The sequence below is a fragment of the Limnohabitans sp. genome, assembly GCF_036804465.1.
GTDB lineage: Bacteria > Pseudomonadota > Gammaproteobacteria > Burkholderiales > Burkholderiaceae_C > Limnohabitans.
Map to the genome: position 1 here is coordinate 20,109 of NZ_DAIRSK010000005.1, position 24,674 is coordinate 44,782.

Below are 24,674 nucleotides of genomic sequence, written 5' to 3' on the forward strand. Positions count from 1 at the left end.
AAGCTGATCAAGGGATGAGGCGATCAACGCAGGTTGTAGAAGGCCGAGCGGCCAGGGTAGACCGCCACGTCGCCCAAGTCTTCTTCGATGCGTAAAAGTTGGTTGTATTTGGCCATGCGGTCAGAGCGGCTCATGGAGCCGGTTTTGATTTGACCCGCGTTCAAACCTACGGCGATGTCAGCAATGGTGCTGTCTTCAGTTTCGCCTGAGCGGTGGCTGATCACAGCGGTGTAGCCAGCGCGCTTGGCCATCTCGATGGCTGCGAAGGTCTCGGTCAAGGTGCCGATTTGGTTGATCTTGATGAGAATCGAATTGGCGATGCCTTTGTCAATGCCTTCTTTGAAGATCTTGGTGTTGGTCACGAACAAGTCGTCGCCCACGATTTGCACTTTTTGAGCCAATCGCTCGGTCAACACTTTCCAGCCGTCCCAGTCGTTTTCGGCCATGCCGTCTTCGATGCTGATGATGGGGTACTTGTCGCACCAGGTGGCCAACATGTCAGTCCACTGTTGGGCGGTCAATTGCAAGCCTTCGCCAGACAAGTGGTACTTGCCGTCTTTGTAGAACTCGCTGGCCGCGCAATCTAAGCCAATGGCGATTTGTTCGCCTGCGGTGTAGCCCGCAGCAGCAATGGCATCCAAGATCATTTGGATGGCCGCTTCGTGGCTGGTGACGTTGGGCGCAAAACCACCTTCGTCACCCACAGCAATGCTCATGCCTTTGTCATGGATGATTTTCTTCAAGGCGTGAAACACTTCAGCGCCGTAACGCACGGCTTCGCGGAAGGTGGGCGCGCCGACGGGGATGATCATGAACTCTTGCAAGTCCAAGTTGTTGTTGGCGTGGGCGCCGCCGTTGATGACGTTCATCATGGGCACAGGCAATTGGTTGGCATGCATGCCGCCAAAGTAGCGGTACAACGGCAAACCAGACTCTTCGGCCGCAGCGCGTGCTACAGCCATTGACACGGCCAACATCGCATTGGCGCCTAAGCGGCTTTTGTTTTCAGTGCCGTCGAGGTCGATCAAGGTCTTGTCGAGGAAGGCTTGTTCAGACGCGTCCAAGCCCAAAATGGCTTCTGAGATTTCGGTGTTGATGTGCTCCACTGCTTTCAACACGCCTTTGCCGAGGTAGCGGCTTGGGTCGCCATCACGCAACTCAATGGCTTCACGGCTGCCAGTGGATGCGCCGGATGGCACTGCGGCACGGCCCATGGTGCCCGACTCCAACAGCACATCACATTCCACGGTGGGGTTGCCGCGGCTGTCCAAAATTTCACGGGCAACGATGTCGACGATAGCGCTCATGGGAGGTTTCCTATTTCAAGTTTTTAAAAGGGTTGAAGTCTGTGTGCGTGGCACTTAGGCTTCAAAGTTGTTCTCTAAGAAGGGGTGTTTTTTGGTCACAGCATCGAGCTCGACCAGGGTCTCTAACAAAGCTTTCATTTTGCCCAATGGCACGGCGTTTGGGCCATCCGACCAAGCCTCTGAGGGGCGCGGGTGGGTTTCCATGAACAAGCCAGCCACACCCGCGGCCACGCCAGCGCGCGCCAGCACAGGCACCATCTCGCGGGCGCCGCCGCTGACTGTGCCTTGTCCGCCTGGTTTTTGCACAGAATGCGTGACGTCGAACACCACGGGCGCGCCAGACTTGCGCATCTCAGCCAAGCTGGTCATGTCGGCCACGAGGTTGTTGTAGCCAAAGCTCACACCGCGTTCGCAGGCCAAGAAGTTGTCTTCGGTCAGTCCCGCCTCGCGAGCCGCGTCACGGGCTTTGTCAATGACATTTTTCATGTCCCAAGGCGCTAAAAATTGGCCCTTTTTGATGTTGACTGGTTTGCCCGATTGCGCCACGGCTCGGATGAAGTCGGTTTGGCGGCATAAGAAGGCGGGGGTCTGCAACACATCGACCACGCTGGCCACGGTGCTGACTTGCGACGCATCATGCACATCTGTGAGGATGGGGAGTTGCAGTTGTCGGCGTACCTCGTCCAGGATGTTCAGGCCCGCATCCATGCCCACACCGCGCAAGGTGTTGCCGGAAGAACGGTTGGCCTTGTCGAACGAACCTTTGTAGATGAGTGGAATGCCCAAGCCCGAGCAGATTTCCTTCAATTGGCCTGCCACGTCAATGGACATCTCCATGCTTTCAATCGAGCAAGTGCCAGCGATTAAAAAGAAGCGTTGGTTCAGGCCAACATCAAATCCGCAAAGTTTCATGGGGTGTCCTTTGTTTTCAATGTGCGTTTTTTGCCAAGGCCCGGTGGTCCAGCGCTGCTTTCACAAAGGCGTTGAACAAGGGGTGGCCATCCCAAGGCGTCGATTTGAACTCGGGATGGAACTGCACGCCCATGTACCAAGGATGCACATTTTGCGGCAACTCGACGATCTCGGTGAGTTGTTCGCGCTGTGTGAGCGCTGAAATCACCAAGCCAGCAGAACGCAGTGCGTCGAGGTAGTTCACATTGGCTTCGTAGCGGTGGCGGTGACGCTCGGTCACCACATCACCGTAAATCTTGTGGGCCAATGTGCCAGGAGCCACATCAGAGCTTTGCGCGCCTAAGCGCATGGTGCCGCCAAGGTTGGAGTTGGCCGTGCGGGTTTGGATGCTGCCGTCCGCATCTTTCCACTCGTGGATCAGGGCGATGACGGGGCAAGGGCCGTCTGGCACAAACTCGGTGCTATTGGCCTGCGTCAGGCCAGCCATGTGGCGAGCGTATTCGATGGTGGCCACTTGCATGCCCAGGCAGATGCCCAAGTAGGGAACTTTGTTTTCACGGGCGAACTGAGCAGAGGAAATCTTGCCCTCTACGCCACGAATGCCAAAGCCACCGGGGACCAAAATGGCGTCAAACTTGCCAAGGTCGCTGACGTTGTCAGGCGTGATGTTTTCCGAATCGATGTACTCAATTTTCACTCGCGCATGGTTCTTCATGCCAGCGTGGCGCAGGGCCTCGTTGAGTGACTTGTAGCTGTCAGACAGGTCCACGTACTTGCCCACCATGGCGATGGTGACCTCTTCTCTTGGGTTGGCGACTTCATGGACCAAGTCGTCCCAGCGCTGCAACTGAGCGGGTTTGGCGCTGATACGTAGTTTTTCGCACACCAAGTTATCCAAGCCTTGGTCATGCAACATGCGTGGTACTTTATAGATGGTGTCCACGTCCCACATGGAGATCACGCCCCATTCAGGCACGTTGGAGAACAGGCTGATCTTTTGGCGCTCTTCTTCAGGTATGGGGCGGTCTGCACGGCACACCAAGGCATCGGCTTGGATACCAATTTCGCGCAGCTTTTGGGCCGTGTGTTGGGTGGGTTTGGTTTTGAGCTCACCCGCGGCAGCAATCCAGGGCACGTAGCTTAGGTGGACAAATGCGGTGTTGTTTGGGCCCAATTTCAAGTTCATTTGACGGGCAGCCTCTAGGAAGGGCAAAGACTCAATGTCACCCACCGTGCCACCGATTTCAACGATGGCCACATCCACTGCTTCAGGCGTGCCATAGGCTGCGCCGCGCTTGACGAATTCTTGAATTTCGTTGGTGATGTGCGGGATGACTTGGACGGTTTTGCCCAGATAGTCGCCGCGACGTTCTTTGTCGAGCACGCTTTGGTAAATCTGGCCTGTGGTGAAGTTGTTGGCCTTTTTCATGCGCGTCGTGATGAAGCGCTCGTAGTGGCCGAGGTCGAGGTCGGTTTCTGCACCGTCTTCGGTGACGAAGACCTCGCCGTGTTGCAGCGGAGACATGGTGCCGGGGTCGACGTTGATGTAGGGATCCAGCTTGATCAGGGTGACTTTGAGGCCGCGCGACTCAAGCAGCGCGGCGAGTGAGGCGGCTGCTATTCCCTTACCAAGGGAAGAGACAACGCCGCCGGTGACGAATACAAATTGGGTCATGCCAGATCGAGAGGTCAATCTCTCGGTAGGTGGAAATACCAATTATAGGCGCTCTGCTACATTGCGACCCATGTCTGATCTGTCAAATAAACACATTGTTTTGGGTTTGAGTGGTGGCATCGCTTGCTACAAAGCGGCGGAGCTGTGCCGTGCCTTGGTCAAAGAGGGCGCCACGGTTCAAGTGGTGATGACCGAGGCTGCGGCGCAGTTCATCACACCCGTGACCATGCAAGCCTTGTCGAACCGCACGGTCTACACCTCGCAATGGGATGCGCGCGAACACAACAACATGGCGCACATCAATTTGAGCCGTGAGGCCGATGCCATCTTGGTGGCCCCCGCCAGTGCTGACTTCATGGCCAAACTGCTGCACGGTCGTGCAGATGAGTTGCTCAGCCTCATGTGCTTGGCGCGCCCCATAGACAAAGTGCCATTGATTTTGGCTCCTGCCATGAACCGAGAAATGTGGATTCATCCTGCCACTCAGCGCAACATGGCGCAGCTCAAGGCGGATGGTGCGCATGTGCTGGATGTGGGGCAAGGTGAGCAAGCCTGCGGCGAAACGGGCGACGGCCGCATGCTGGAGCCCGATGAGATTGTGGAAGATCTGATTGCTTTTTTTCAGCCTAAGTTGCTGGCAGGCCAGCATGTGTTGGTCACAGCTGGGCCCACTTATGAAGCGATGGATCCAGTGCGCGGCATCACCAATTTATCCAGCGGCAAGATGGGCTTTGCAATTGCCCGCGCAGCCCATGAGGCCGGTGCAGAAGTGACCTTGGTGGCAGGTCCCGTGAACTTGCCCACACCGCGGGGCGTGCAGCGCGTGGATGTACTCTCCGCCCTAGAGATGCAAATAGCCGTTGCACAACATGTGGATGCTGCCTCTGTGTTTGTGGCCACCGCGGCTGTGGCCGATTGGCGCGTGGCCGATGTGGCGGGGCAAAAGATCAAAAAAGAGGGTTCAGCCCAGTTACCGCAGTTCAGCTTTGTAGAGAACCCAGACATCTTGGCTGAAGTGTCTCAATCGCCCCGCGCCCAAAGCGGCGCTTTGTATTGCGTGGGTTTTGCGGCGGAGAGCCATGATTTGCTGAAGCACGCCACCGACAAACGCGCGCGCAAAGGCGTGCCGCTTTTGGTGGGCAATATTGGGCCTGCCACCTTTGGTTTGGATGACAACGCCTTGTTGTTGGTCGATGCACAAGGCAGTCAAGCGTTGGCGCATGCCAGCAAGCTCACCTTGGCGCGTCAATTGGTGGCCGAGATTGCTGTGCGCATGAAGGCCGCCTGACTTGTTCTGTTCGATTGAACCCAAGCGGTGATGTCAAGCTTCACATTTGAATTTTCAACTCCATCGTCTTCAACTGATCAAACCATGAAACTCGACGTCAAAATTCTGGATCCCCGCATGGCAGACCATCTGCCGCACTACGCCACGCCCGGCAGCGCTGGCTTGGACTTGCGTGCGTGCTTGGATGTGGCCATCACCTTGGAGCCCAATGCTTGGCAATTGGTGCCCACGGGCATCGCTATTCATTTGGCAGACCCCGCCTATGCCGCGTTGATCTTGCCGCGCTCTGGCCTAGGCCACAAACACGGCATCGTATTGGGCAACTTGGTGGGTTTGATTGACAGCGATTACCAAGGCCAACTCATGGTCAGCGCTTGGAACCGCAGCGATGTGGCTTTCACGCTGGAGCCTATGGAGCGCTTGGCGCAGTTGGTCATCGTGCCCGTGGTGCAAGCCCAGTTCAATGTGGTCAACGAATTTGCTGCGCCCACCGAACGCGGTGAGGGCGGTTACGGCTCGACCCGGAAGAAATAAATCAGTGCAACAAATCGTTGCCTGGCGCTTGCGCCTCGATCTTGAAGAATCCCGTGCCCAAAGTGCCTCGCTCTTGCTCTTTGTGCGTAGCCTCGCGCACCGACTGCACCTCGAGGTGAATGCGAATCGCAATGCCAGCCAGTGGATGGTTGCCATCTAGCACCACATGCTCGGGGTAGAGCTCGGTCACGGTGTAGAGCAAGTCTTGTGGCGCATCGGGATTGCAGCCAGTGGGCAGGGCATGACCCTCGATGGTGTGGCCTTCTTCCAGCTCTTTGGGAAAGCGAGAGCGGGTTTCTAAAAACACCAAATTTTCGTCATAGTCGCCAAAGGCTTCTTCGGGTTCGAGTTGCAGGTCGAGGTGGTCGCCCACTTGGTGGCCTTGCAGAGCTTCTTCAATCTTGGCGAGCAAGTCATCACCGCCCAGCAAAAACTCAATAGGGCTGTCCAATTCGTCCAGCACCTCGCCCAAAGTGTCTTTCAAGGTCCAAGTCAAGCCGACCACGCAGTGTTGTGTAATTTCCATAGGGCAAAATTGTCGCACGATGCATGTAAACAAACCCCTGACCCTGCTCGGCGGCATCAGCCCCGCCGAATTTATGAGCACCTATTGGCAGCGCAAACCCTTGTTGGTGCGCCAAGCTTTTCCACAATTCAAAGCCTTGCTCAGCCGCTCCGAGCTGTTTGACTTGGCCCAGCACAACGAGGTGGAGTCCCGTTTGGTCATGGGGACCAACGGCGGTCAACGCGACTGGCGCATGCAACGCGGTCCGTTCAAGCGTCGCGCCATCCCCAAGCTCACCGAGCGCGATTGGACTTTGCTGGTGCAAGGTGTGGACTTACACGACGACCGCATGGCCGCTTTGATGCATCAATTTCGCTTTATTCCGGACGCACGTTTGGACGATGTGATGGTCAGCTATGCCTCTGACGGCGGCGGCGTGGGGCCACACTTTGACAGCTACGACGTGTTCTTGTTGCAAGCCCACGGCCAACGCCGTTGGCGCATTGGCCGTCAAAAAGACTTGTCGCTGGTGCCCGAGATGCCCTTGAAAATCTTGGCTCACTTCAGGCCTGAGCAAGACTGGGTGCTCGATCCTGGCGATATGTTGTATTTGCCGCCGCGCTATGCCCATGAAGGCATTGCGCAGGGCGAGTGCATGACCTATTCGGTGGGCTTTCGTGTCCCCCAAACAGGCGACTTGGCCCGTGAGTTGTTGGTACGTCTCAGTGAAGGGGCTGAAGACACGGCAGGTGGCGATTTGTACAAAGACGCCAGCCAAGCCGCTGTCTCTCACCCAGCGCAAGTGCCGCAGGGTTTGAATGAATTTGCAAGATTAGCCTTGCAAAAGTCGTTAAAAGACCCTAAAGCGCTGCAACGTGCTTTAGGTGAATATCTCACTGAACCCAAAGCGAATGTGTACTTTGAAATGGGGGACGCGCCTCATCAGCTCAAGTCTGTGTATTTAGACCGAAGAAGCAAGATGATGTATGACGCACAGCATATTTTCTTGAATGGCGAAAGCTGGCGCGCGGCAGGTAAAGATGCTGTTTTGATGCGCCAACTGGCCAATCAACGCTGCCTCAGCGCTGAAGATCTGGCCAAAGCCAGCGCGGATGCTGTGAGCTTGTTGTTGGAATGGTGTGACGATGGTTGGCTCCATGCGGGCGCCTGAATCCCTCTTGATTGACACGCCGCTGACAGAGTCATGGATAGAAGCTAGGAATTACCCTATAATTAAGGGCTAAGTTGGGGGCTCCAGTCCATCAGCTTGGTTGTGGTGAAAACCACCTCAATTTCCGGAAATTGTTTTCAATCCCCTTTAAGGAAAATTCTCATGAACAAGTCAATCCTGTTGGCATCTTTGTTGGCAGCTGCCGCTCTCGTCGCTTGCGGCAAAAAAGAAGCTCCTGCTGTGGAAGCCGCACCTGTTGCCGCTTCTGCGCCAGTGGAAGCAGCTTCTGCCGTGGCTTCTGAAGCCGCTGCACCAGCTTCTGACGCTGCCAGCAAGTAATCAGTTTTCAAACTGAATGCAAAAGCCACCCATTGGGTGGCTTTTTTTTCGCTTTCATCTTGAATCAAACGCTGATCCATGCAGATCCTGTGATGGGGTCAGCCACATCGATGTCAGAGAGGCTGCAACCCAGGGCTTGGCTCAAGCTCGCTCGGGCTAAGCTTGGCGTGTTGTTCCGCTCACTCAGGTGCGCGGCCAGCACATAACTGAGCTGCTCATGTTTGACGCTCGACAACAGTAGAGCGGCTGCCTGGTTAGATAAATGCCCCCAAGGGCCAGCCACCCGTTGTTTTAAAAAACTGGGGTAGCTTGACGCCGCCAGCATCTCAGCATCATGGTTGGCTTCGATGAGCAGTGCATGACAGCCCTGCAAGGCGTTCACCACATGCGTGGATGGGTGACCCAGATCGGTCGCAATTCCCAAGTGCCGTTGCCCGTCTGTGCAGCGCAACTGCAAGGGCTCTCGGGCGTCATGGGGGACGGTGAAGGGCAAGGTTTGGAGAGCACCTATTTCAATCGCGCAGCCATCGCGCGCCACATTCAGCAAATGTTGGTGGGGTGTCCATGTTTTGTCCCTCACAGCCATCCAAGTCCCTTGGCTCATCCAAACAGGGGTGACATACCGTTTGACAAAGCTGCGCGCACAGCCAATATGGTCGCCATGCTCGTGGGTGATGAAAATGGCATTGAGATCTTCAGCGCAGGTGCCCGCTTCAATCAGTCGAGCCTCAAGGTCAACCAAACGCAAGCCGCAATCGATGAGCAAGCGGGTGGTCTGGGTGCCGCTTTGGGCTTCAACCAAAGTGGCATTGCCTGAGCTGCCACTGCCCAGGCTTTTAAAGCGCAACATGGCGCCCGTTCAAGACCCGCGCTGATCAGCGCAGATCATCGGCCAGCAACTTAAGGATGCGCTGAGAAACAGGGCTGTTTTCAGTGCCTCCCGCAGCGTTTTGCACAGTGACTTCTGTTGTGTTGCCAGCTTGTCGAACAAAAATTCTGTACTTGACGGGCCCCGTTTCAGACTTTGAGCTGCTAAAGAGTCTGCCAAAGAAGCCTTTTTCGTCTTTGGAGCTGCTTTCCACATAGCGCACAAAGTAAACGCCTTGCGCTCTGTCACGGTCTTCCACAGTGAAACCCGTGCGGTCCAAGGCCAAGCCGACGCGTCGCCATGCCACATCAAATGTGTCCGGGATAGTCAAGAGCGTCGCGTCACCTCGGGTGACCAAAGTGGTTTTGTTGGCGGCGACTTCTTGGGCGGCGACGCTGGTTTTTGCTTGCTCAGCAGAGACACCGAGTTTGAACATCAAACGCGTCAAAAACTCAGCTTCTAGTTCGGGGTCACTGGGGCGTGCGGCCCAAATTGTGCTGGTTTTTGATGCGTCTTTGTATTCCTCGCTCATGCCACGGTGCGTGACAAAGATGTCAACACCGCCGGTGTTGTTGCGCTCAATGCGTGTGCGGAATTTGTCCCGTTCACCAGAAGAATACAAACCATCGAGGACTTTGCCCAAAGTGCGTCGGATGATGTCTTGAGGGATTTTGGCGCGGTTTTCAGCCCATTCAGTTTCCAGTAAACCGAGTTGCTGTTGCTCAATCACAAAAGTAAACCCATTTTCTTTCCAAAAGCCCTGAACAATCGGCCACACGGCATCGGCAGATCTGTTCACCACCAACCAACGTTGTTTGCCATCCCGCTCAATGCGCACATCATTGACTTGTTGGGCTGCCGTCGCTGCAACGCTTGGCGAGGGGCGAACGGCCATGCCGCTGGCGCTCACGGGTCCGCCTGGAACGGCGTAGCGAGTGTCCCGATTGAGTTGCGTCAGGTCTGGGGGAATGTCGAGCGGCACCACCTTGGTGCCACCTTCGGTTTTGTAGTTGACCTTGTCACCGTCCAAGATGGACGAGCAAGCGCTGAGCAGCACCAAGGTTGTCAGAACTAGCGCAATGCGATTCGTAGCAAAAGAAATTTTCACAGCCAAGGCCTTTTTAAAAAATCAGATCAAACCAGCAGCGCGCAAGGCGTCTTCCACCACCGCTTCATTGCTGTGGGTGAGTTCTGTCATGGGCAATCGCAACGTGGGGCCTGCGAGGCCCAGTCGGTGCATGGCCCATTTCACTGGAATGGGGTTGGCTTCCACAAACAGCTGTTTGTGAACAGGCATCAATTTGAACTGGATGTCCATGGCACGTTTGACGTCGCCTGCGATGGCGGCTGTACAGAGTTCGTGCATCAAACGAGGCGCTACGTTGGCTGTCACGCTGATGTTGCCCTGGCCGCCGCACAGCATCAAGGCGACGGCGGTGGGGTCGTCCCCCGAGTACACAGCGAAACTTGAGGGTACTTCGCGAATCAGCCACTGAGCGCGTTCGATATTGCCCGTGGCTTCCTTGATGCCCACGATGCCTGGCACTTGGGTCAAGCGCAGCACGGTGTCGTGCGCCATATCGGCCACGGAGCGGCCGGGTACGTTGTACAAAATCACGGGCAAGTCCACAGCTTCAGCGATGGCTTTGAAGTGCCGGTATTGACCTTCTTGCGTGGGCTTGTTGTAGTAAGGCACGACTTGGAGCTGGCAATGTGCGCCAACTTTTTTGGCGAACTTGGCCAGCTCAATCGCTTCAGTGGTCGAGTTGGCACCACAGCCCGCCATGATGGGCACATGACGCTCAGTGTGTTTGGCGGCTTGCTCGACCGAGACGCGGATGATTTCGCAGTGTTCTTCCACATTGACTGTGGGAGATTCGCCAGTGGTGCCTACCACGCCAATGCAATCGGTCCCTTCGTTGATGTGCCAATCAATCAGTTGGCGAAGGGTGGCGTAATCGACGCTACCGTCTGTGTGCATGGGGGTGGCCAGTGCCACGATGCTGCCGGTGATGGGTGTCATGTCCATTGGCTCGGTCAAAGAAAAACGTTCATTCTAGCGAGTGCGAATGGCGTTTTGAGTGGGCAAGTGGGTAACGCGCAGGCGTTGGCGCACCGCCTGTCTCGCGAACGGCCACGATCCGTTGCACAAAGCGCTCGGGTTGCTGCTCAAAACCCTCTTCAAATGCCACGATGCGCAGCGCACTGCAAACGCCCAGCAGTTCGGCATGACTCAGTAAGAAGTCGGGTCGAGAGGGTTTACCCACGGTGTCGTTGCCCGCCGAGAAGGTGGCGTAGATCAGCACGCCGTTGGGAGCCAGGCTGTTCAAAATAAGTGGCCACAGGGGGCGCCAGAGGTAATTGGTCACAATCACGCCGCCAAATGTGCGGCCTTGCAGCGGCCAAGGTCCGTTTTCGATGTCTGCACAGATGCTCTCGCCCAAGGCGCTGACCGCGGCAATGGCATCTGGGTTGCGGTCCACACCCGTCACGGGGTGGCCTAGGGCTGCACAGTGGCGCATGTGACGTCCATGACCGCAGGCAAGGTCAAGCACGCTGCAGCCCGCTGCAAACAGGTGCGCCCACCGCGCGACCCACGTACAAACCGGCTCTTGGCCGTGAAGCACTGTGTTCATGCTAGAAACATGCCCACACTTGGTTGGCCAAGGTCAGCAAAAACGCTGGCTGCAAATACAGGGACAACACCCCCAGCAAAACGGTGACGCACAACAAGCCAATCAGAGCTTGTCGAATCCAGGTGCGCTGTAAAAAGCCCATTTCAAACCTCAAACCGCTGCCGCCGCTGGTGAACGCTCAATCGCCCCCTCTTTCACCGGCATGTTCACCAAAGCGGCAAACACACCTAGCGCAATCGAGATGTACCAAACGATGTCGTAGCTGCCAGTCTTGTCATACAGATAGCCGCCCAGCCAAACACCCATGAAGCTGCCAATTTGGTGGCTGAAAAACACAAAACCCGCCAACATCGACATATGCGCCACGCCAAAAATCTGCGCCACGATGGCATTGGTAGGGGGAACTGTCGAGAGCCACAACACACCCATCACGCTCGAAAAGATATACACGCTCATCGGCGTGAGCGGGGCCAGCAAGAAAACAACGATGGCAATGGAGCGCGAAATATAGATGAAAGACAAAATTTTGCGCTTCGCCAAGCGTTGGCCCAAGCTGCCTGCAATGTAAGTACCAAAGACGTTGAACAGACCAATCAGAGCCAAGGCAATGCTGGCCACTTCGGGTGACAAGCCGTTGTCTTTTAAGTAACTCGGCATGTGCACGCCAATGAACACCACCTGAAAACCGCACACAAAGTAGCCAGCCATCAGCAGCTGAAAGCTGCGGTAGCGCATGGCTTCGCCCAGCGCATGCAAGATGGATTGGTCGCGCTGTGGGGCAGCACCGCCAGCAAAGCCAGGCTCGCGCAAGCCGAAGGCGAGGGGAATGATGAGCATGGCAGATAGCGCCAACCACACCAAAGCCTCTTGCCAACCAAAGGTGCTGATGAGGTAGCCCTCCGTGGGTACCATCAAAAACTGACCAAAAGAACCCGCCGCGGCTGCCACACCCATGGCCCATGAGCGCTTGGCGGCGCTGACGTTGCGGCCAATCACGCCGTAAATCACAGCGTAAGTGGTGCCAGCCTGGGCGATGCCAATCAACACCCCCGCTGTGGCGGTAAACAGCACAGGTGTCGTTGAATACGCCATGCCAATCAAGCCAAGCGCATACATCACCGCGCAGATGACGAGCACGCGAAAAGCGCCAAAACGGTCAGCCAACATGCCCGAAAAGATACCTGCAACACCCCAAATCAAGTTTTGAATGGCGATGGCCATGGCAAAGTTTTCACGGGTCCAGTCTTGCGCTTGCGTGATGGGTTGGAGCCACAGACCAAAGCCGTGGCGAATCCCCATCGATAGGGTGACGATGGCTGCCCCGCAGGCCAAGACTTGCCACATGGGCAGTGTTTTGTGTTGGATGGTCATGAAGCTGACTTTAACCAATGACGGCCAGATTCCCTGTCACAGGGGTTAACTACAATTGCGCCCCATGGCCACCAAGCAACCCTCTCCACCGCCCCAGTACTCTGAAGGCTCGATTCGCGTTTTGAAAGGGCTCGAGCCCGTCAAGCAGCGTCCAGGCATGTACACCCGCACCGAAAACCCCTTGCACATCATTCAAGAGGTGCTGGACAACGCGGCTGACGAGGCCTTGGCAGGGCACGGCAAGAAGATTGGCATCACCTTGCACAGTGATGGCTCGGTCAGCATCGACGACGATGGCCGTGGCATTCCATTTGGCATGCACCCCGAAGAAAAAGCCCCTGTCATTGAACTGGTGTTCACCCGCTTGCATGCAGGCGGCAAGTTTGACAAGGGCTCGGGAGGCGCCTACAGCTTTTCTGGCGGTTTGCACGGCGTCGGTGTGAGCGTGACCAATGCACTGGCCAAGCGCATGGAAGCCACCTCTTATCGCGAAGGCCAAGTGGCGCACTTGGTGTTCTCAGGTGGCGACGTGGTGGAAAAGCTCACCACCCGCCCACAAGAGCCAGGGGACCGTAAACAAGGTACCACTGTGCGTGTGTGGCCGGATGCCAAATACTTTGAGTCCTCGGCTTTGCCGATGCACGAGCTGGTGCACTTGCTGCGCAGCAAAGCCGTGCTCATGCCCGGCGTCAGCGTGACGCTGGTCAACGAAAAGACCAAAGAATCACACAACTGGCTCTACAAAGGCGGCCTGCGTGACTATTTGATGCAGACGCTGCACGGCGAGCCCGTCATTCCTTTATTTGAAGGCGAGGGCTTTGCCGACAGCAACCACGACAGCTTTGCCGAAGGCGAGGGCGCAACATGGGCGGTGGCTTTCACCGAAGACGGCGCACCTGTGCGCGAGAGCTATGTCAACCTGATTCCGACCAGCGCTGGCGGCACACATGACAGCGGCTTGCGCGATGGGTTATTCACAGCCGTCAAAAGCTTCATCGAGCTGCACGCCTTGCTGCCCAAGGGCGTCAAGCTCATGCCCGAAGACGTGTTTGCTCGGGCCAGCTATGTGCTGAGCGCCAAGGTGCTGGACCCGCAGTTTCAAGGCCAAATCAAAGAACGTCTCAACTCACGCGATGCGGTGCGTCTGGTGTCGAGCTATGTGCGCCCCACCATGGAGCTGTGGCTTAACCAGCATGTGGAATATGGCAAAAAATTGGCCGAACTCGCGATCAAAGCCGCTCAAACCCGCCAAAAAGCAGGCCAAAAAGTGGAGAAGCGCAAAGGCTCTGGCGTGGCCGTTTTGCCCGGCAAACTGACGGATTGCGAAAGCAAAGACACGGCACACAACGAGGTGTTTTTGGTGGAGGGCGATTCTGCGGGCGGCAGCGCCAAGATGGGCCGTAACAAAGAAAACCAAGCCATTCTGCCGCTGCGCGGCAAGGTGCTCAATACATGGGAGGTCGAGCGCGACCGCTTGTTTGCCAACAACGAAATTCACGACATTTCGGTGGCCGTGGGCGTGGACCCACACGGCCCCAACGACACGCCAGACATGAGCGGACTGCGTTATGGCAAGGTGTGCATCTTGTCCGATGCGGACGTGGACGGCTCGCACATTCAAGTCTTGTTGTTGACCTTGTTTTTTCGCCACTTTCCCAAGCTCATCGAAGCCGGCCATGTGTTTGTGGCACGTCCACCGCTGTTTCGGGTGGACACGCCCGCACGCGGCAAGAAGCCCGCCGCAAAGGTCTACGCTTTGGACGAAGGCGAACTCACCGCCATCCTCGACAAGCTGCGCAAAGACGGCGTGGCCGAGGGCAAATGGAGCATCAGCCGCTTCAAGGGATTGGGCGAAATGAGCGCCGAGCAACTGTGGGACACCACCTTGAACCCCGACACCCGTCGCCTCATGCCCGTACAACTCGGTTTGCTGGACTTTGCCACCACCGAAGGTTTGATCACGCAGCTCATGGGCAAAGGCGAAGCCGCCGCACGCCGTGAGCTGATGGAGTTGCATGGCGATTCGATTGAGATTGATGTATGACCGATTTGCTTACCCCTGACTTGCCCACCGCGGATGGTGACGGCGACATCGCGCTGGGCCACTACGCCCAACGCGCTTACCTGGAATACGCGCTCAGCGTGGTCAAAGGCCGTGCCTTGCCCGATGTGTGCGATGGCCAAAAGCCGGTGCAGCGCCGCATTCTGTATTCGATGTCTCGCATGGGCCTTGGGTTCAGTGGCCCCAACAACAACACAGGCGCCAAACCCGTCAAGTGCGCCCGAGTGGTGGGTGACGTGCTGGGTCGCTATCACCCGCATGGCGACAGCGCTGCGTATGAAGCGCTGGTGCGCATGGCGCAAGACTTTGCGCAACGCTACCCGCTGATTGACGGCCAAGGCAACTTTGGCTCACGCGACGGCGACGGCGCTGCAGCCATGCGCTACACCGAAGCCCGTTTGGCCAAAATCACCACACTGCTGTTGGACGAGATTGACGAAGGCACAGTCGACTTTCAAGCCAACTACGATGGCTCCACCGAAGAGCCCAAGCAGTTGCCAGCCCGTTTGCCGTTTGCCTTGCTCAATGGTGCCAGCGGCATTGCGGTGGGGATGGCCACTGAAATTCCAAGCCATAACCTGCGCGAAGTGGCCGATGCGTGCGTGGCCCTCATCAAGAGCCCCAAGCTCAGCGACGAAGAGTTGCTGCACATCTTGCCCGCGCCCGATTACCCCGGTGGCGGCCAAATCATCAGCAGTGCGGCGGACATTGCAGATGCGTATCGCACAGGCCGCGGCTCGCTCAAAGTGCGTGCCCGCTGGACGATTGAAGAGTTGGCCCGGGGCCAATGGCAACTGGTGGTGAACGAACTGCCGCCTGGCGTGAGCAGCCAGCGCGTGTTGGAAGAGATTGAAGAGCTCACCAACCCCAAGGTCAAGACCGGTAAAAAAGCACTGAGCGCGGACCAAACCCAACTCAAAGCCACCGTGCTGGCCGTGTTGGACGTGGTACGCGATGAGTCAAGCAAAGATGCGGCTGTGCGATTGGTGTTCGAGCCCAAGACCCGCACCACCCTGCAACAAGAACTCATCACCACCTTGCTGGCGCACACCAGCTTAGAGACTTCGTCGTCCATCAACCTCACCATGGTCGGCATCGATGGCCGCCCGGTGCCGAAGTCGTTGCGCGACATGCTGACCGAGTGGATTGAGTTCCGCTCCGCCACGGTGCTCAGACGCTCGCAGCACCGCTTGAACAAAGTGCTGGACCGTATTCATATTTTGGAAGGCCGCCAGTTGGTGTTGCTCAACATCGACGAGGTGATTGCCATCATCCGTCAGAGCGACGAGCCCAAGCAAGCGCTGATGGAGCGCTTCAATCTCAGCGAGCGGCAAGCCGAAGACATCTTAGAAATTCGCCTGCGTCAGCTGGCGCGTTTGGAGGCGATCAAAATTGAGCAAGAGCTCAAAGAGTTGCGCGACGAGCAAGCCAAGCTTGAAGACATCGTTGGCAACCCATCGGCGCTGCGCCGCTTGATGGTCAAAGAAATTGAAGCCGATGCCAAAACCTTTGCCGACCCACGCCGCACGCTGATTCAAGAAGAGAAAAAAGCTGTCGCCGAAGTCAAGGTGGTGGATGAGCCTGTGACCGTGGTGGTCTCAGAAAAAGGCTGGGTGCGCGCACGCACCGGGCACGGCCACGAAGCCAGTGTCTTTGCCTTCAAGTCGGGCGACGGTTTGTACGGGACGTTTGAGTGCCGCACGGTGGACACCTTCATCGCGTTTGGCTCGAACGGCCGCATCTACTCGGTGCCCGTGTCGGTCTTGCCCGGCGCGCGTGGTGATGGACAACCTGTGACCACGCTTGTTGACTTAGAAGCAGGCACTCAGCTGCTGCACTACGTGGCGGGCCCTGCAGGGGCCACGTACTTGCTCAGCAGCTCAGGCGGCTATGGCTTCATGGCCAATGTCGAACACATGATCTCGCGCAACAAAGGCGGTAAAGCCTTCATCACCGTGGGCGAAGGCGAAACCGTGTGCCGTCCATCGCCGGCCAGCGGTGGCTCGGGCGCCCAGCCGGTGGCACCTGCCACGCATGTGGCTTGTGCGTCCACGGGGGGCCGCTTCTTGACCTTCGAGCTGTCAGAACTCAAAGCCATGGAAAAGGGTGGTCGCGGCTTGATGCTGATTGATCTAGAAGCCAAGGACACCTTGGCTGGTGCTGCTGCCTACACACGCAGCGTGCGCATCGAAGGCATTGGCCGTGGTGGCAAAGTGCGCGAAGAAACGCTTGAAATTCGCAGTTTGAACAACGCCAAAGCTGCACGCGCCAAGAAGGGCAAAGTCGCGGACTTGGGCTTTAAACCGAATGCTGTGGTGCGGGTGGAGTAGCGGACTGAACGCGGATTGGCCACAAAAAAAGCGGCTCAACGAGCCGCTTTTTTGTGGGTTGCCAAGTATTAAGCTTTGGCATTTTCTTTGGTTGCTGCCGCTGCTGTAGCGGCAGCTGCGGGGTCAGCCTCTTTCTTGGGAGGGCTGCAGTCGAAGCACACAAACATCGATGAGCCCAGAATGCGCTTGAACGAACCGTTGTTGCGAGGCTTATGTACGCCGCACTTGATGCAGCTCATGGTGTCGCCGGTGCGGCCGAGGCCTTCGAAAGGTGAACCGCCTTTTTTCGATTTGTAGCGCAAACCGTCGTTAGAGATTTCTGTTTTTTCTGGGCGTGACATTCGTTTTAGTTCTCGAGGCAAAGATGCTATTTTCGCAAATTTATCAACCGTTCTGACAAGCAGCCCTCAAAAACCTCAAAATTCAACTCAAAAACCGCTTAGAAAACTTCAAAACGCTGGGCCCAATGCGTTTGGAGATGGCTTGGCGGTGTTTGGCAAACAGCACATAGGCAGGCTGCAGCAATGGCATGAGCCATTGGCGCGACAAAAGCCATGCCAAAACAGGCAGTTTGGCCAAACGATAGGCGTTGGCAAACACAGGAACACCCACCAGCACTTGGCCGTCGGCGGTGCGGCCATGGATCTGAGCCATGGCAGCGTCGCACGAGATGTTGTGGCCCGCTGCTTCGAAACCCTTTTGGGTGACATCCACAAAAGCCAACTGGCCTTGTGCATTGCGGCTTTGCAAAAAATCTATCTCAGCTACGCACAGCGGGCACTGGCCGTCGTAGTAGAGCGTGAGTTCGGGTGCAGCGGGGGCAGTCAGAGATGGCATAGAGACGAAGGCTAGCACGCCTGTCAGGTGCGGTGCGGGACAAAGGGTAATCGTGCAGAATTCAACGCATGACCCAAGCCTGTTTTGATACACACACGACCCCCACCCATCGCGTGGCTCTCGCGTTAGAAGGCGCAGCCAGCGCAGCCGCACAGCATGTGTTCACTCAGCTCTATGGCGATGCCGCGCGCGCCACAGCGCAGCACTGCGATGCACAGATGCAAGCAGGCCGCAGCCTTGGCGCGCTGCATGGTGTGTGCATCACGATCAAAGACAACATCGACGTGGCGGGCGAGACCACCATGGCAGGCGGCCGGGTGTGCTTAGGCGAAGCGCCTGCGCCGCACGATGCGCTTGTGCTGCAACGCTTGCGGCAGGCTGGTGCGGTGGTTCTAGGCAAAACCAATATGAGCGAGTTTGCGTTCTCAGGCGTAGGCATCAATCCACACCATGGCACGCCTGCCAACCCTGCTGACCCCTTCATCGCTCGCGTGCCGGGTGGCTCTTCTTCTGGCGCAGGGGTGTCGGTGGCTTTGGGGTTGGCCGAGGTGGGCATTGGCACTGACACCGGTGGCTCGATTCGGATTCCCGCTGCGCTTTGCGGTTTGGTGGGCTACAAAAGCACGCAAGCGCGTATTCCCTGCACGGGCGTGATGGAGCTCTCGCGCAGCCTGGACACGTTGGGCAGCATCACCCGCTCGGTGAGGGCGTGTTTGGCGGTGGACGCGGTGCTGTCCCAGCAGCCCTTACCCACCGATGCCACCGAGTTGCGCGGCCTGCGCTTTGCCGTGCCGCAAACCTTGATGATGGAGGATGTGGATGTGTCGGTGGCACAGGCGTTTTCACGCACCTTGCGCCGCATCAGCGAGGCGGGTGCACAAGTGGTGGACATTCCTTTTCATGCCTTGGGGGATATTGCCGCGCTCAGCATGCCTGGCGGTTTTTCGCCCATCGAGGGCTATGCCGCACACCATGCCCGCCTAGAGCGCGGTGCATGCCAAATTGACCCGCGTGTGGTGGCCCGCATGATGTTGGGCAAAGGTATCAGCGCCCAAGACTATTTAGAGCTGCACAACCGCCGCAACGCTTGGATCGCCGCTGCTCAGCAAACGCTGCAAGGCTTTGATGCCATGTTGAGCCCTACTGTGCCGTTGGTGGCTCCGCTGATGGCGCCCATGCGTCAAGACGATGAGTTGTTTTTCAAAGTCAACCGTTTGTTGTTGCGTAACCCTTCGGCTATCAACTATTTGAACGGCTGCGCGTGGAGCTTGCCTTGCCACCAAGCGGGCGATTTACCCGTGGGCTTGATGGTGTCGGGCCTCGCCGGGCAGGACATGCGTTTGGCTCGGGTGGCTTTATCCTTAGAGCACTTGATGAATGCTTAGACCACAATAGACGGATTGATAGAAAGAGAGCAGCTGATGTCTTCTAAATTTCGCACATTGACTTTGAGTCTATTGCTGGCAGTGACTGCCAGCTCTGTGATGGCGCATGGGCCATACAGTGGCTACCGTGGGCATGGCGGTGGATATTACCGAGGGGGTGGTCAGTCCTTTTGGGGCCCAGCACTTGTGGGCACGGCGATCGTTGGAACCTCCATTTATTTGTCACGTCCTGTACAGCCGTCAACTGTCATCATCACCAGCCCTCCTGCGGTGGTGATGACCAGTCCGCAACCTACGCAATGGGTCAATGGCCAGCCCGTGCAAGCGTCCATTGAGGCTTATTTCTGCCGTAACTCAGGCCAATACTTTCCCGTGGTGCAAACCTGCCCCACACCTTGGATGGTGGTGATGCAATGAACATAGCTTTTTTATGTGTGCTGATCGCGGGCTTGTTGCCCTATGCCTGCGCTACGGCGGCGAAATGGGGGTTTCAAAATTATGACAACCACAACCCACGCCAATGGTTGGCGCAGCAAACCGGTTTTCGTGCCCGGGCTAATGCGGCTCAGGCCAACAGCTTTGAGGCCTTTGCTTTTTTTGCAGCAGGCGTCATCTTGGCTACCCTCGCCCAAGTCGAGGCCCAACGCCTTGATATTTACGCTGTGACGTTTGTGGTTGCGCGTGTGGCCTTCATCGCATCTTATTTGGCTGACAAGGCTAATTTGCGCTCTGTTTGTTGGCTGGTGGGCTTGTTGAGCGTGGTCGGCTTGTTCGTCGCAGCCCTGGGTTGGTAAAGGCTGTCATCCGATTGATGAGTTGCCGCGTTGAAGAGCTACCTTTTTTCAAAGTGAGTTTGCTATGAAACGCATGTTTGCTCAGTTAGCTTGTCTATTGGCTTTCGCTTTGGCCTTGCCAGCGCAAGCAGACGGACGTGGGTATGGCGGCCATATGGGGGGTGTTTGGCATGGCAACCACGGCGTGAGCCAACACTTCGGCGCGCATCAGGGTGGGCATGGGTATGGTGGCCATCGCTGGGGTTATGGCGGTCATGCTTATCGCAACCACTACCGTGGTTCTAGCCAACATTGGGTGGCGCCCATTCTGGGTGCCGCCTTGGTGGGTAGCGTGATTTATTCGGCCAGCTCACCTAGCTATGTCATGCCTCAGCAAGTGGTGGTGCAACCGTATGTCGCGCCTCCTAGCCGTGTGGCGTATTTTTGTCCAAGCGCGCAGCAGTTCTACCCCCAGGTTGCCACTTGCTTGGTGCCTTGGCAACCCACCCACTACTAAATCATCAAAGCCGGGCGAGCCCGGCTTTTTGTTGTGCTGGCTCATGCGTGTCATGCCTTGAGCCAAGTTATTTAGAGCGTGACCACTTCTTTATGTCCTAGTCGGTTCGAGTAACGGACTTTGGCGCCAGTGGTTTCTAGCTCCACGCGTGCGCTGCGGCCTGCGTACACATGGTGTTTGAGCCACTCCAGTTCTAGCTTCATCTCAGGCTCGCCGGCCACCACACGGCTCCAGCAGCGCAAATCGGCGGACCAGCGGTAGTTGCGTGCCTTGAGTTTGTCTTTGGTCTCAAATGGCGAGTTGATGGCGTAGACCTTTTGCTGAGGTTTATTCAAAGTCAGCAGGACAGTGAGCAGGGCGGTTTGTTGGCTTTGAGGCAAGACTTGGTTGAGCAGTTCTAGCAGCGCCCAGCAATCAGCTTCGGCGCGGTGGGCGTCGTAAAAGTAGCCTTGGGTGCTGAGCAAGTATTCCAACTTGGCCGAGCCAAAGCCTTCCTCGCGCCAGTCGATATCTTTGATGCTGCAAGCCCAGTTGAGTTCCTCAAACAGGGGCCAGCGAGCTTCTACAAAGGGACGATCAAACGCGGCATTGTGTGCAATGACCACATCCACATTTTGTAAAAATTCAGCCACCCGCGCATCGTCAATGTGTTGGCCTTTCACCATCTCATCGGTGATGTGATGCACGGCAATGGTGGCGGGGGGGATGGCAAAGCCCGGATCTTCCAGCTCGTCAAACACATCGCTGACGCGGTAGACCACACCCGTGACGTGATCGAATTCAAAGGCCAGCATGCCAAGCTCAATCACTCGGTCGGTCGAGACGTCCAATCCCGTTGTCTCGGTGTCCAGCACCACGCCTTTGCTGAGCTTTTGGCCTGGAGCGGGTGTATTGAACACACGGCCTGGGAGCAGGCGGCGAAGCACGCGGTAGTCTGGGTGCTGTTCGAGCTGTTGTGCGAGTTGTTCGATGTTTTGATTCATGGCCACTATGTTAAGCGTGGTCGGCTTGTGTGGCGTTGCGTTTGGCAATGGCACGCGATAAAAACAAACCCAAAGCGCAGACCAACAAAGCATCTGCCCCCAACACATATTGGGAACTCACGTGGTTGAACAATTCTGCCAATACCAAGACGCCCAAAGACTGTCCCAAAAACATAAATCCAGCAAACAATGTGACACCAGTCGCCCGAGCTGTGGGTAGCAATTGCGTGGCTTTGGCTTGCATGGTGTTGTGAAGCATCGCAAAAGCAAAACCTGCCACAAAACAAGATGGCAAAGCCAGTTGCCACCAAGGCGAAAATGCAACGACGACAAATGCGATGCCAAAACTCAGACCCCCATACAGGGCCAAGCCAACCTCACCAAAACGTTGTATTGTTTTTTTTGCAGTTGCCATGTAGGCCATTCCGCCAAGCCCAAACAATGCGGTTGTGCCGCCTGCTAAGGTAAGTGAAATATGGTGGACCTGGTGCAAGTGGGCAGCTGTGACGGCCAGCACACCAAACACGGTGGCACCTTCAATCAAGGCCAAGCTTAAAAAAGTACGCGCCCATGGGTTGAACGCCACTTGTTTGAGCTGCTTAAAAAACCCCAAGGGCGCATGCGCCTGTTGCGCCGCAGGCTCTAGGTGCTTGTGTTGCTGCCACAGCAAAAAACTCACGCTGGCAAACGCCGTGGCCATCAGCATAAATGCCCATCGCCAGCCCAAGGTGTCGGTCAACAATCCACCAAACAATTGCCCTGCGGTGATGCCAAGCATGGTGCCTAGGCCAAGGCGAGCCAGCGTTTCTTGGCGTTGTTCGTAATGCACCGTATCGCCCACCCATGCCAGCGAGAGTGGAATGATGGCCGCGGCGACCAGCGCTGTGGCGACGCGCGCCGCCACCAACCCATCGAGATTGCCACTCAACCCAGATAAGAGGCAAGCCACGCTGCAACCCAGACTGGCGAGCATGACCACACGGTATTTTCCGAAACGATCGCCCAAGGGGCCATAAAAAAGCTGCATCAAGCCATAAGCAATTGCGAAGAATGAAATGACCTTCGAGACCTCGCTGATGGGTGCGCTAAAAACCCGTGATAACTCGGGCAGCATAGGGTCACAAATTCGCTGCACTGCCATGCTGCAAAACGTGGCGAGAGATAACAAAAAAATTGCCCGCTGCGTGGAGGGCGATAGCCGGTGTGGGGCCGTGTGGGGGTGGTTGGTATCGTTTTTCAAAGCAGCCCCACTTTAACTGCTGCTCATGGGAAAAGCCTGCCAGCATTAAGTAAAAGTCAAGAAACTTGCATTTTGCGGTTTAGTATCGCCGCTATGAAATTTTTTATGTTTTGGTTAATTTCCAGCGTTTTTTTTGTGGTTGCTCCCGCTGGCGCCCAGGCAAATAACGTGGATTTAAGCGCCCAAGTGTTAGGTGTGTACTTCGCACCGAATACCGATGTGGCTGCGGCTGTTGTGAAGGTCATTGATGCAAGCGATCTCGAGGTGTTGGTTCAAGCCTACGGTTTTACCCATAACGGCATCGCGCAGGCCCTGGTGCGGGCTCACCAGCGCGGTGTGCGGGTATGTGTGTTGCTGGACCAAAAAAGCCAAACGCTGAACCAATATGTCATTGGTCTGTTGAGCGAGGCCCATATGGCGTTGCGTTTCGACGGCAAACATGTCATTGCACACAACAAGGTCATGGTGGTCGATCGGACGATTGTGATCACAGGGAGTTTTAATTTCACCAACTCGGCCGCGACGCGCAATGCTGAGAATTTGTTGGTTTTGAAGTCTCCAGAATTGGCACACACCTACCGATTGCAGTGGCAAAATCATTGGGCGCATAGCCGTGAGCAAAGGTTTGAATGCTGATATGAATTTGGCTTGCTTGAAAGAACGCATCAATCAGGCGAAAAAAACGGTTGTCAAAGTTAAATTTTTTTCTAAAATTCCAACTATGCTGCATTGCAGCATGGGCACGCCTCATGCAGGATTGATCGAAGTTTGACCATTTGTTTTTTTAAATTTTGGAGATTTGACATGACCATGACCACAGAACAAGTAACAGCCGCTAACAAAGCCAACCTAGAGACCTTGGTTGGTTTAACCACCAAGGCTTTCTCTGGGGTGGAAAAACTCATTGAATTGAACTTGACGGCTGCGAAGAGCACATTGGCTGATTCACAAAAACAAACACACGCTTCTATGAGCGCGAAAGATACTCAGGAATTGTTGGCTTTGCAAGCTAGCTTGTTTCACACCTTGGCTGAAAAGGCAGTGGCTTACAACAGCCATTTGTTTGAAATCGCCACGGGCACAAGTTCACATTTCCAAGATCACGTTGAATCCAAAGTAGCGCAAGCGCAAAATATGTTGCATGGCATGGTGGACAACGTTGCTAAAAATGCGCCTGCTGGATCCGAAGCGGCTATTGCCGCTTTTCAATCTGCCCTGTCCGCAGGCAATACCGCATTAGATTCTGTCCAAAAGGCGGTCAAGCAAGCGACTGAAGTCGTGCAAACCAATTACAAACACATCACTGATTCTGCGTTGAAATCAACGCCTACCAAGCCGACGCCAAAGAAGCGTTGATTTTTGTTTTTCGATGGTTGAACGCCAATTGCTGCCCCTTTGAGGGCCCCGCTTGTGAAATAAGATGCGGGCCATGAAGAAGCGATTGTTTTTGAGTCTTTGTTTCTCGCCTTTGTTGGTGGCGTGTTCTTCGCTGTCGCGCAAACCCTTGTCCAATGCGCCGATCTCGAAGAGCTACCCCAACAACCCCGGAAAACGCCAAGACATCGTGATGCAAGCAATCGCCATGCTGGATCGCGGCTACACCTACGGTGGCAAAAAACTTCACACAGGCTTTGATTGTTCGGGGCTTGTGTCGTTTGTTTACAAAGAATCGGCCGCGATTGTGCTCAAAGGCAGTGCAGCGCAACTGGCCGCTGCCAGTCAAGCGGTGCAAGCCCACGAGGCTCACCCCGGAGACTTGGTGTTTTTCAACACCCTTGGGCCGTCGTTCTCTCATGTGGGCATCTACATTGGCGACGGCAAGTTTGTGCATGCCGCTAACGAACGAACGGGGGTCAAAAGTGAGCGATTGAGCCATGGCTATTGGTCCAAGCGTTTTGAGGGCTATCGCACGGTCTTTGTTTGAAACTTGCGCTCCCTAGC

At 56.0% G+C, this 24,674-nt stretch carries 28 protein-coding genes; 13 read left to right on the forward strand and 15 right to left on the reverse strand.

The window, feature by feature from the left end; genetic code table 11:
• Positions 1-23 precede the first annotated feature (23 nt).
• Genes eno through V7Q41_RS03570 form a run of 3 tightly spaced genes read right to left on the reverse strand, consistent with a single transcriptional unit; the run spans position 24 to position 3,894 of the window.
• Positions 24-1,307 carry a phosphopyruvate hydratase gene (gene eno, locus V7Q41_RS03560; RefSeq protein WP_333842889.1) on the reverse strand — a complete coding sequence of 428 codons (1,284 nt, stop codon included), beginning with the start codon at positions 1,305-1,307 and terminating at the stop codon, positions 24-26.
• 54 nt (positions 1,308-1,361) lie between these two features.
• The gene (gene kdsA / locus V7Q41_RS03565; protein ID WP_333842893.1) at positions 1,362-2,219 is read right to left on the reverse strand and encodes a 3-deoxy-8-phosphooctulonate synthase; all 858 of its coding nucleotides are present in this window, start codon (positions 2,217-2,219) and stop codon (positions 1,362-1,364) included.
• A 16-nt stretch (positions 2,220-2,235) separates the two neighbouring features.
• A complete protein-coding gene (locus V7Q41_RS03570) occupies positions 2,236-3,894 on the reverse strand; it encodes a CTP synthase (protein WP_333842895.1) in 1,659 nt (552 codons plus the stop codon).
• A gap of 70 nt (positions 3,895-3,964) precedes the next feature.
• On the opposite strand from V7Q41_RS03570, the gene coaBC reads away from it, so the two are divergent.
• Both coaBC and dut read left to right on the forward strand, forming a co-directional pair.
• Positions 3,965-5,182 (forward strand): bifunctional phosphopantothenoylcysteine decarboxylase/phosphopantothenate--cysteine ligase CoaBC, encoded by a 1,218-nt coding sequence (gene coaBC, locus V7Q41_RS03575; protein WP_333842897.1) that lies wholly within the window; start codon positions 3,965-3,967, stop codon positions 5,180-5,182.
• Positions 5,183-5,266: 84 nt separating this feature from the next.
• Entirely contained in the window at positions 5,267-5,716 is a 450-nt protein-coding gene (dut, locus tag V7Q41_RS03580; protein ID WP_333842899.1) for a dUTP diphosphatase, read from the forward strand.
• Between the two features lies 1 nt (position 5,717).
• Here the strand turns inward: dut and V7Q41_RS03585 are convergent, their stop codons facing one another.
• Positions 5,718-6,242: an FKBP-type peptidyl-prolyl cis-trans isomerase gene (locus V7Q41_RS03585; protein WP_333842901.1), complete on the reverse strand. Its 525-nt coding sequence runs from the start codon at positions 6,240-6,242 to the stop codon at positions 5,718-5,720.
• 19 nt (positions 6,243-6,261) lie between these two features.
• On the opposite strand from V7Q41_RS03585, the gene V7Q41_RS03590 reads away from it, so the two are divergent.
• On the forward strand, positions 6,262-7,392 hold the full coding sequence (locus V7Q41_RS03590) for a cupin domain-containing protein (protein ID WP_333842903.1): 1,131 nt from the start codon (positions 6,262-6,264) through the stop codon (positions 7,390-7,392).
• Between the two features lie 137 nt (positions 7,393-7,529).
• On the opposite strand, the gene V7Q41_RS03595 is transcribed toward V7Q41_RS03590, so the two are convergent.
• The 7 genes from V7Q41_RS03595 to V7Q41_RS03625 are packed head-to-tail and all read right to left on the reverse strand — an operon-like array spanning position 7,530 to position 12,606.
• The gene (locus V7Q41_RS03595) at positions 7,530-7,811 is read right to left on the reverse strand and encodes a hypothetical protein (RefSeq protein ID WP_333842906.1); all 282 of its coding nucleotides are present in this window, start codon (positions 7,809-7,811) and stop codon (positions 7,530-7,532) included.
• Complete coding sequence (locus V7Q41_RS03600) at positions 7,796-8,581, reverse strand: MBL fold metallo-hydrolase (protein WP_333842908.1); 786 nt, start codon at positions 8,579-8,581, stop codon at positions 7,796-7,798. Before V7Q41_RS03600 ends, V7Q41_RS03595 begins: the two co-directional genes overlap by 16 nt.
• 25 nt (positions 8,582-8,606) lie before the next feature.
• A complete protein-coding gene (gene bamC, locus V7Q41_RS03605) occupies positions 8,607-9,701 on the reverse strand; it encodes an outer membrane protein assembly factor BamC (protein WP_333843140.1) in 1,095 nt (364 codons plus the stop codon).
• A gap of 27 nt (positions 9,702-9,728) precedes the next feature.
• Complete coding sequence (gene dapA, locus V7Q41_RS03610; protein ID WP_333842910.1) at positions 9,729-10,628, reverse strand: 4-hydroxy-tetrahydrodipicolinate synthase; 900 nt, start codon at positions 10,626-10,628, stop codon at positions 9,729-9,731.
• 22 nt (positions 10,629-10,650) lie between these two features.
• Positions 10,651-11,235 carry a class I SAM-dependent methyltransferase gene (locus V7Q41_RS03615; protein WP_333842912.1) on the reverse strand — a complete coding sequence of 195 codons (585 nt, stop codon included), beginning with the start codon at positions 11,233-11,235 and terminating at the stop codon, positions 10,651-10,653.
• Between the two features lies 1 nt (position 11,236).
• Positions 11,237-11,377, reverse strand: a complete 141-nt coding sequence (locus V7Q41_RS03620; protein WP_333842914.1) for a hypothetical protein — start codon at positions 11,375-11,377, stop codon at positions 11,237-11,239.
• 8 nt (positions 11,378-11,385) lie between these two features.
• Complete coding sequence (locus tag V7Q41_RS03625) at positions 11,386-12,606, reverse strand: MFS transporter (RefSeq protein WP_333842916.1); 1,221 nt, start codon at positions 12,604-12,606, stop codon at positions 11,386-11,388.
• A gap of 64 nt (positions 12,607-12,670) precedes the next feature.
• Between V7Q41_RS03625 and V7Q41_RS03630 the strand changes: the two genes are divergently transcribed.
• Together V7Q41_RS03630 and parC are read left to right on the forward strand one after the other, a co-directional pair.
• Positions 12,671-14,650 (forward strand): DNA topoisomerase IV subunit B, encoded by a 1,980-nt coding sequence (locus V7Q41_RS03630; protein ID WP_333842918.1) that lies wholly within the window; start codon positions 12,671-12,673, stop codon positions 14,648-14,650.
• Entirely contained in the window at positions 14,647-16,998 is a 2,352-nt protein-coding gene (parC, locus tag V7Q41_RS03635) for a DNA topoisomerase IV subunit A (protein ID WP_333842920.1), read from the forward strand. Before V7Q41_RS03630 ends, parC begins: the two co-directional genes overlap by 4 nt.
• 68 nt (positions 16,999-17,066) lie before the next feature.
• On the opposite strand, the gene V7Q41_RS03640 is transcribed toward parC, so the two are convergent.
• Together V7Q41_RS03640 and V7Q41_RS03645 are read right to left on the reverse strand one after the other, a co-directional pair.
• A complete protein-coding gene (locus tag V7Q41_RS03640; RefSeq protein ID WP_333842922.1) occupies positions 17,067-17,339 on the reverse strand; it encodes a hypothetical protein in 273 nt (90 codons plus the stop codon).
• A gap of 82 nt (positions 17,340-17,421) precedes the next feature.
• Positions 17,422-17,835 carry a thiol-disulfide oxidoreductase DCC family protein gene (locus V7Q41_RS03645; protein ID WP_333842924.1) on the reverse strand — a complete coding sequence of 138 codons (414 nt, stop codon included), beginning with the start codon at positions 17,833-17,835 and terminating at the stop codon, positions 17,422-17,424.
• A 68-nt stretch (positions 17,836-17,903) separates the two neighbouring features.
• Here V7Q41_RS03645 and V7Q41_RS03650 point away from each other — a divergent pair, with 68 nt between their 5' ends.
• From V7Q41_RS03650 to V7Q41_RS03665, 4 genes are all read left to right on the forward strand, one after another.
• Positions 17,904-19,220: an amidase gene (locus tag V7Q41_RS03650; RefSeq protein WP_333842926.1), complete on the forward strand. Its 1,317-nt coding sequence runs from the start codon at positions 17,904-17,906 to the stop codon at positions 19,218-19,220.
• A 36-nt stretch (positions 19,221-19,256) separates the two neighbouring features.
• Positions 19,257-19,637: a hypothetical protein gene (locus V7Q41_RS03655; RefSeq protein WP_333842928.1), complete on the forward strand. Its 381-nt coding sequence runs from the start codon at positions 19,257-19,259 to the stop codon at positions 19,635-19,637.
• Positions 19,634-20,014, forward strand: coding sequence for an MAPEG family protein (locus V7Q41_RS03660; RefSeq protein ID WP_333842931.1), 381 nt, complete (start codon positions 19,634-19,636; stop codon positions 20,012-20,014). The genes V7Q41_RS03655 and V7Q41_RS03660 overlap by 4 nt, the downstream gene beginning before the upstream one ends.
• Before the next feature lie 64 nt (positions 20,015-20,078).
• Entirely contained in the window at positions 20,079-20,510 is a 432-nt protein-coding gene (locus V7Q41_RS03665) for a hypothetical protein (protein ID WP_333842932.1), read from the forward strand.
• A gap of 71 nt (positions 20,511-20,581) precedes the next feature.
• On the opposite strand, the gene V7Q41_RS03670 is transcribed toward V7Q41_RS03665, so the two are convergent.
• Both V7Q41_RS03670 and V7Q41_RS03675 read right to left on the reverse strand, forming a co-directional pair.
• Complete coding sequence (locus V7Q41_RS03670) at positions 20,582-21,493, reverse strand: 3'-5' exonuclease (protein WP_333842935.1); 912 nt, start codon at positions 21,491-21,493, stop codon at positions 20,582-20,584.
• Positions 21,494-21,503: 10 nt separating this feature from the next.
• Positions 21,504-22,733, reverse strand: coding sequence for an MFS transporter (locus V7Q41_RS03675; RefSeq protein ID WP_333842937.1), 1,230 nt, complete (start codon positions 22,731-22,733; stop codon positions 21,504-21,506).
• On the opposite strand from V7Q41_RS03675, the gene V7Q41_RS03680 reads away from it, so the two are divergent.
• The 4 genes from V7Q41_RS03680 (at position 22,713) to V7Q41_RS03695 (ending at position 24,657) form a co-directional block, all read left to right on the forward strand.
• Positions 22,713-23,369, forward strand: coding sequence for a phospholipase D family nuclease (locus V7Q41_RS03680; RefSeq protein ID WP_333842939.1), 657 nt, complete (start codon positions 22,713-22,715; stop codon positions 23,367-23,369). The two genes, V7Q41_RS03675 and V7Q41_RS03680, sit on opposite strands and share 21 nt — an antisense overlap.
• The gene (locus V7Q41_RS03685) at positions 23,347-23,505 is read left to right on the forward strand and encodes a hypothetical protein (RefSeq protein WP_333842942.1); all 159 of its coding nucleotides are present in this window, start codon (positions 23,347-23,349) and stop codon (positions 23,503-23,505) included. Before V7Q41_RS03680 ends, V7Q41_RS03685 begins: the two co-directional genes overlap by 23 nt.
• Positions 23,506-23,537: 32 nt before the next feature.
• On the forward strand, positions 23,538-24,089 hold the full coding sequence (locus tag V7Q41_RS03690; RefSeq protein ID WP_333842944.1) for a phasin family protein: 552 nt from the start codon (positions 23,538-23,540) through the stop codon (positions 24,087-24,089).
• Positions 24,090-24,162: 73 nt separating this feature from the next.
• On the forward strand, positions 24,163-24,657 hold the full coding sequence (locus tag V7Q41_RS03695; protein WP_333842946.1) for a C40 family peptidase: 495 nt from the start codon (positions 24,163-24,165) through the stop codon (positions 24,655-24,657).
• Positions 24,658-24,674: the final 17 nt, after the last annotated feature.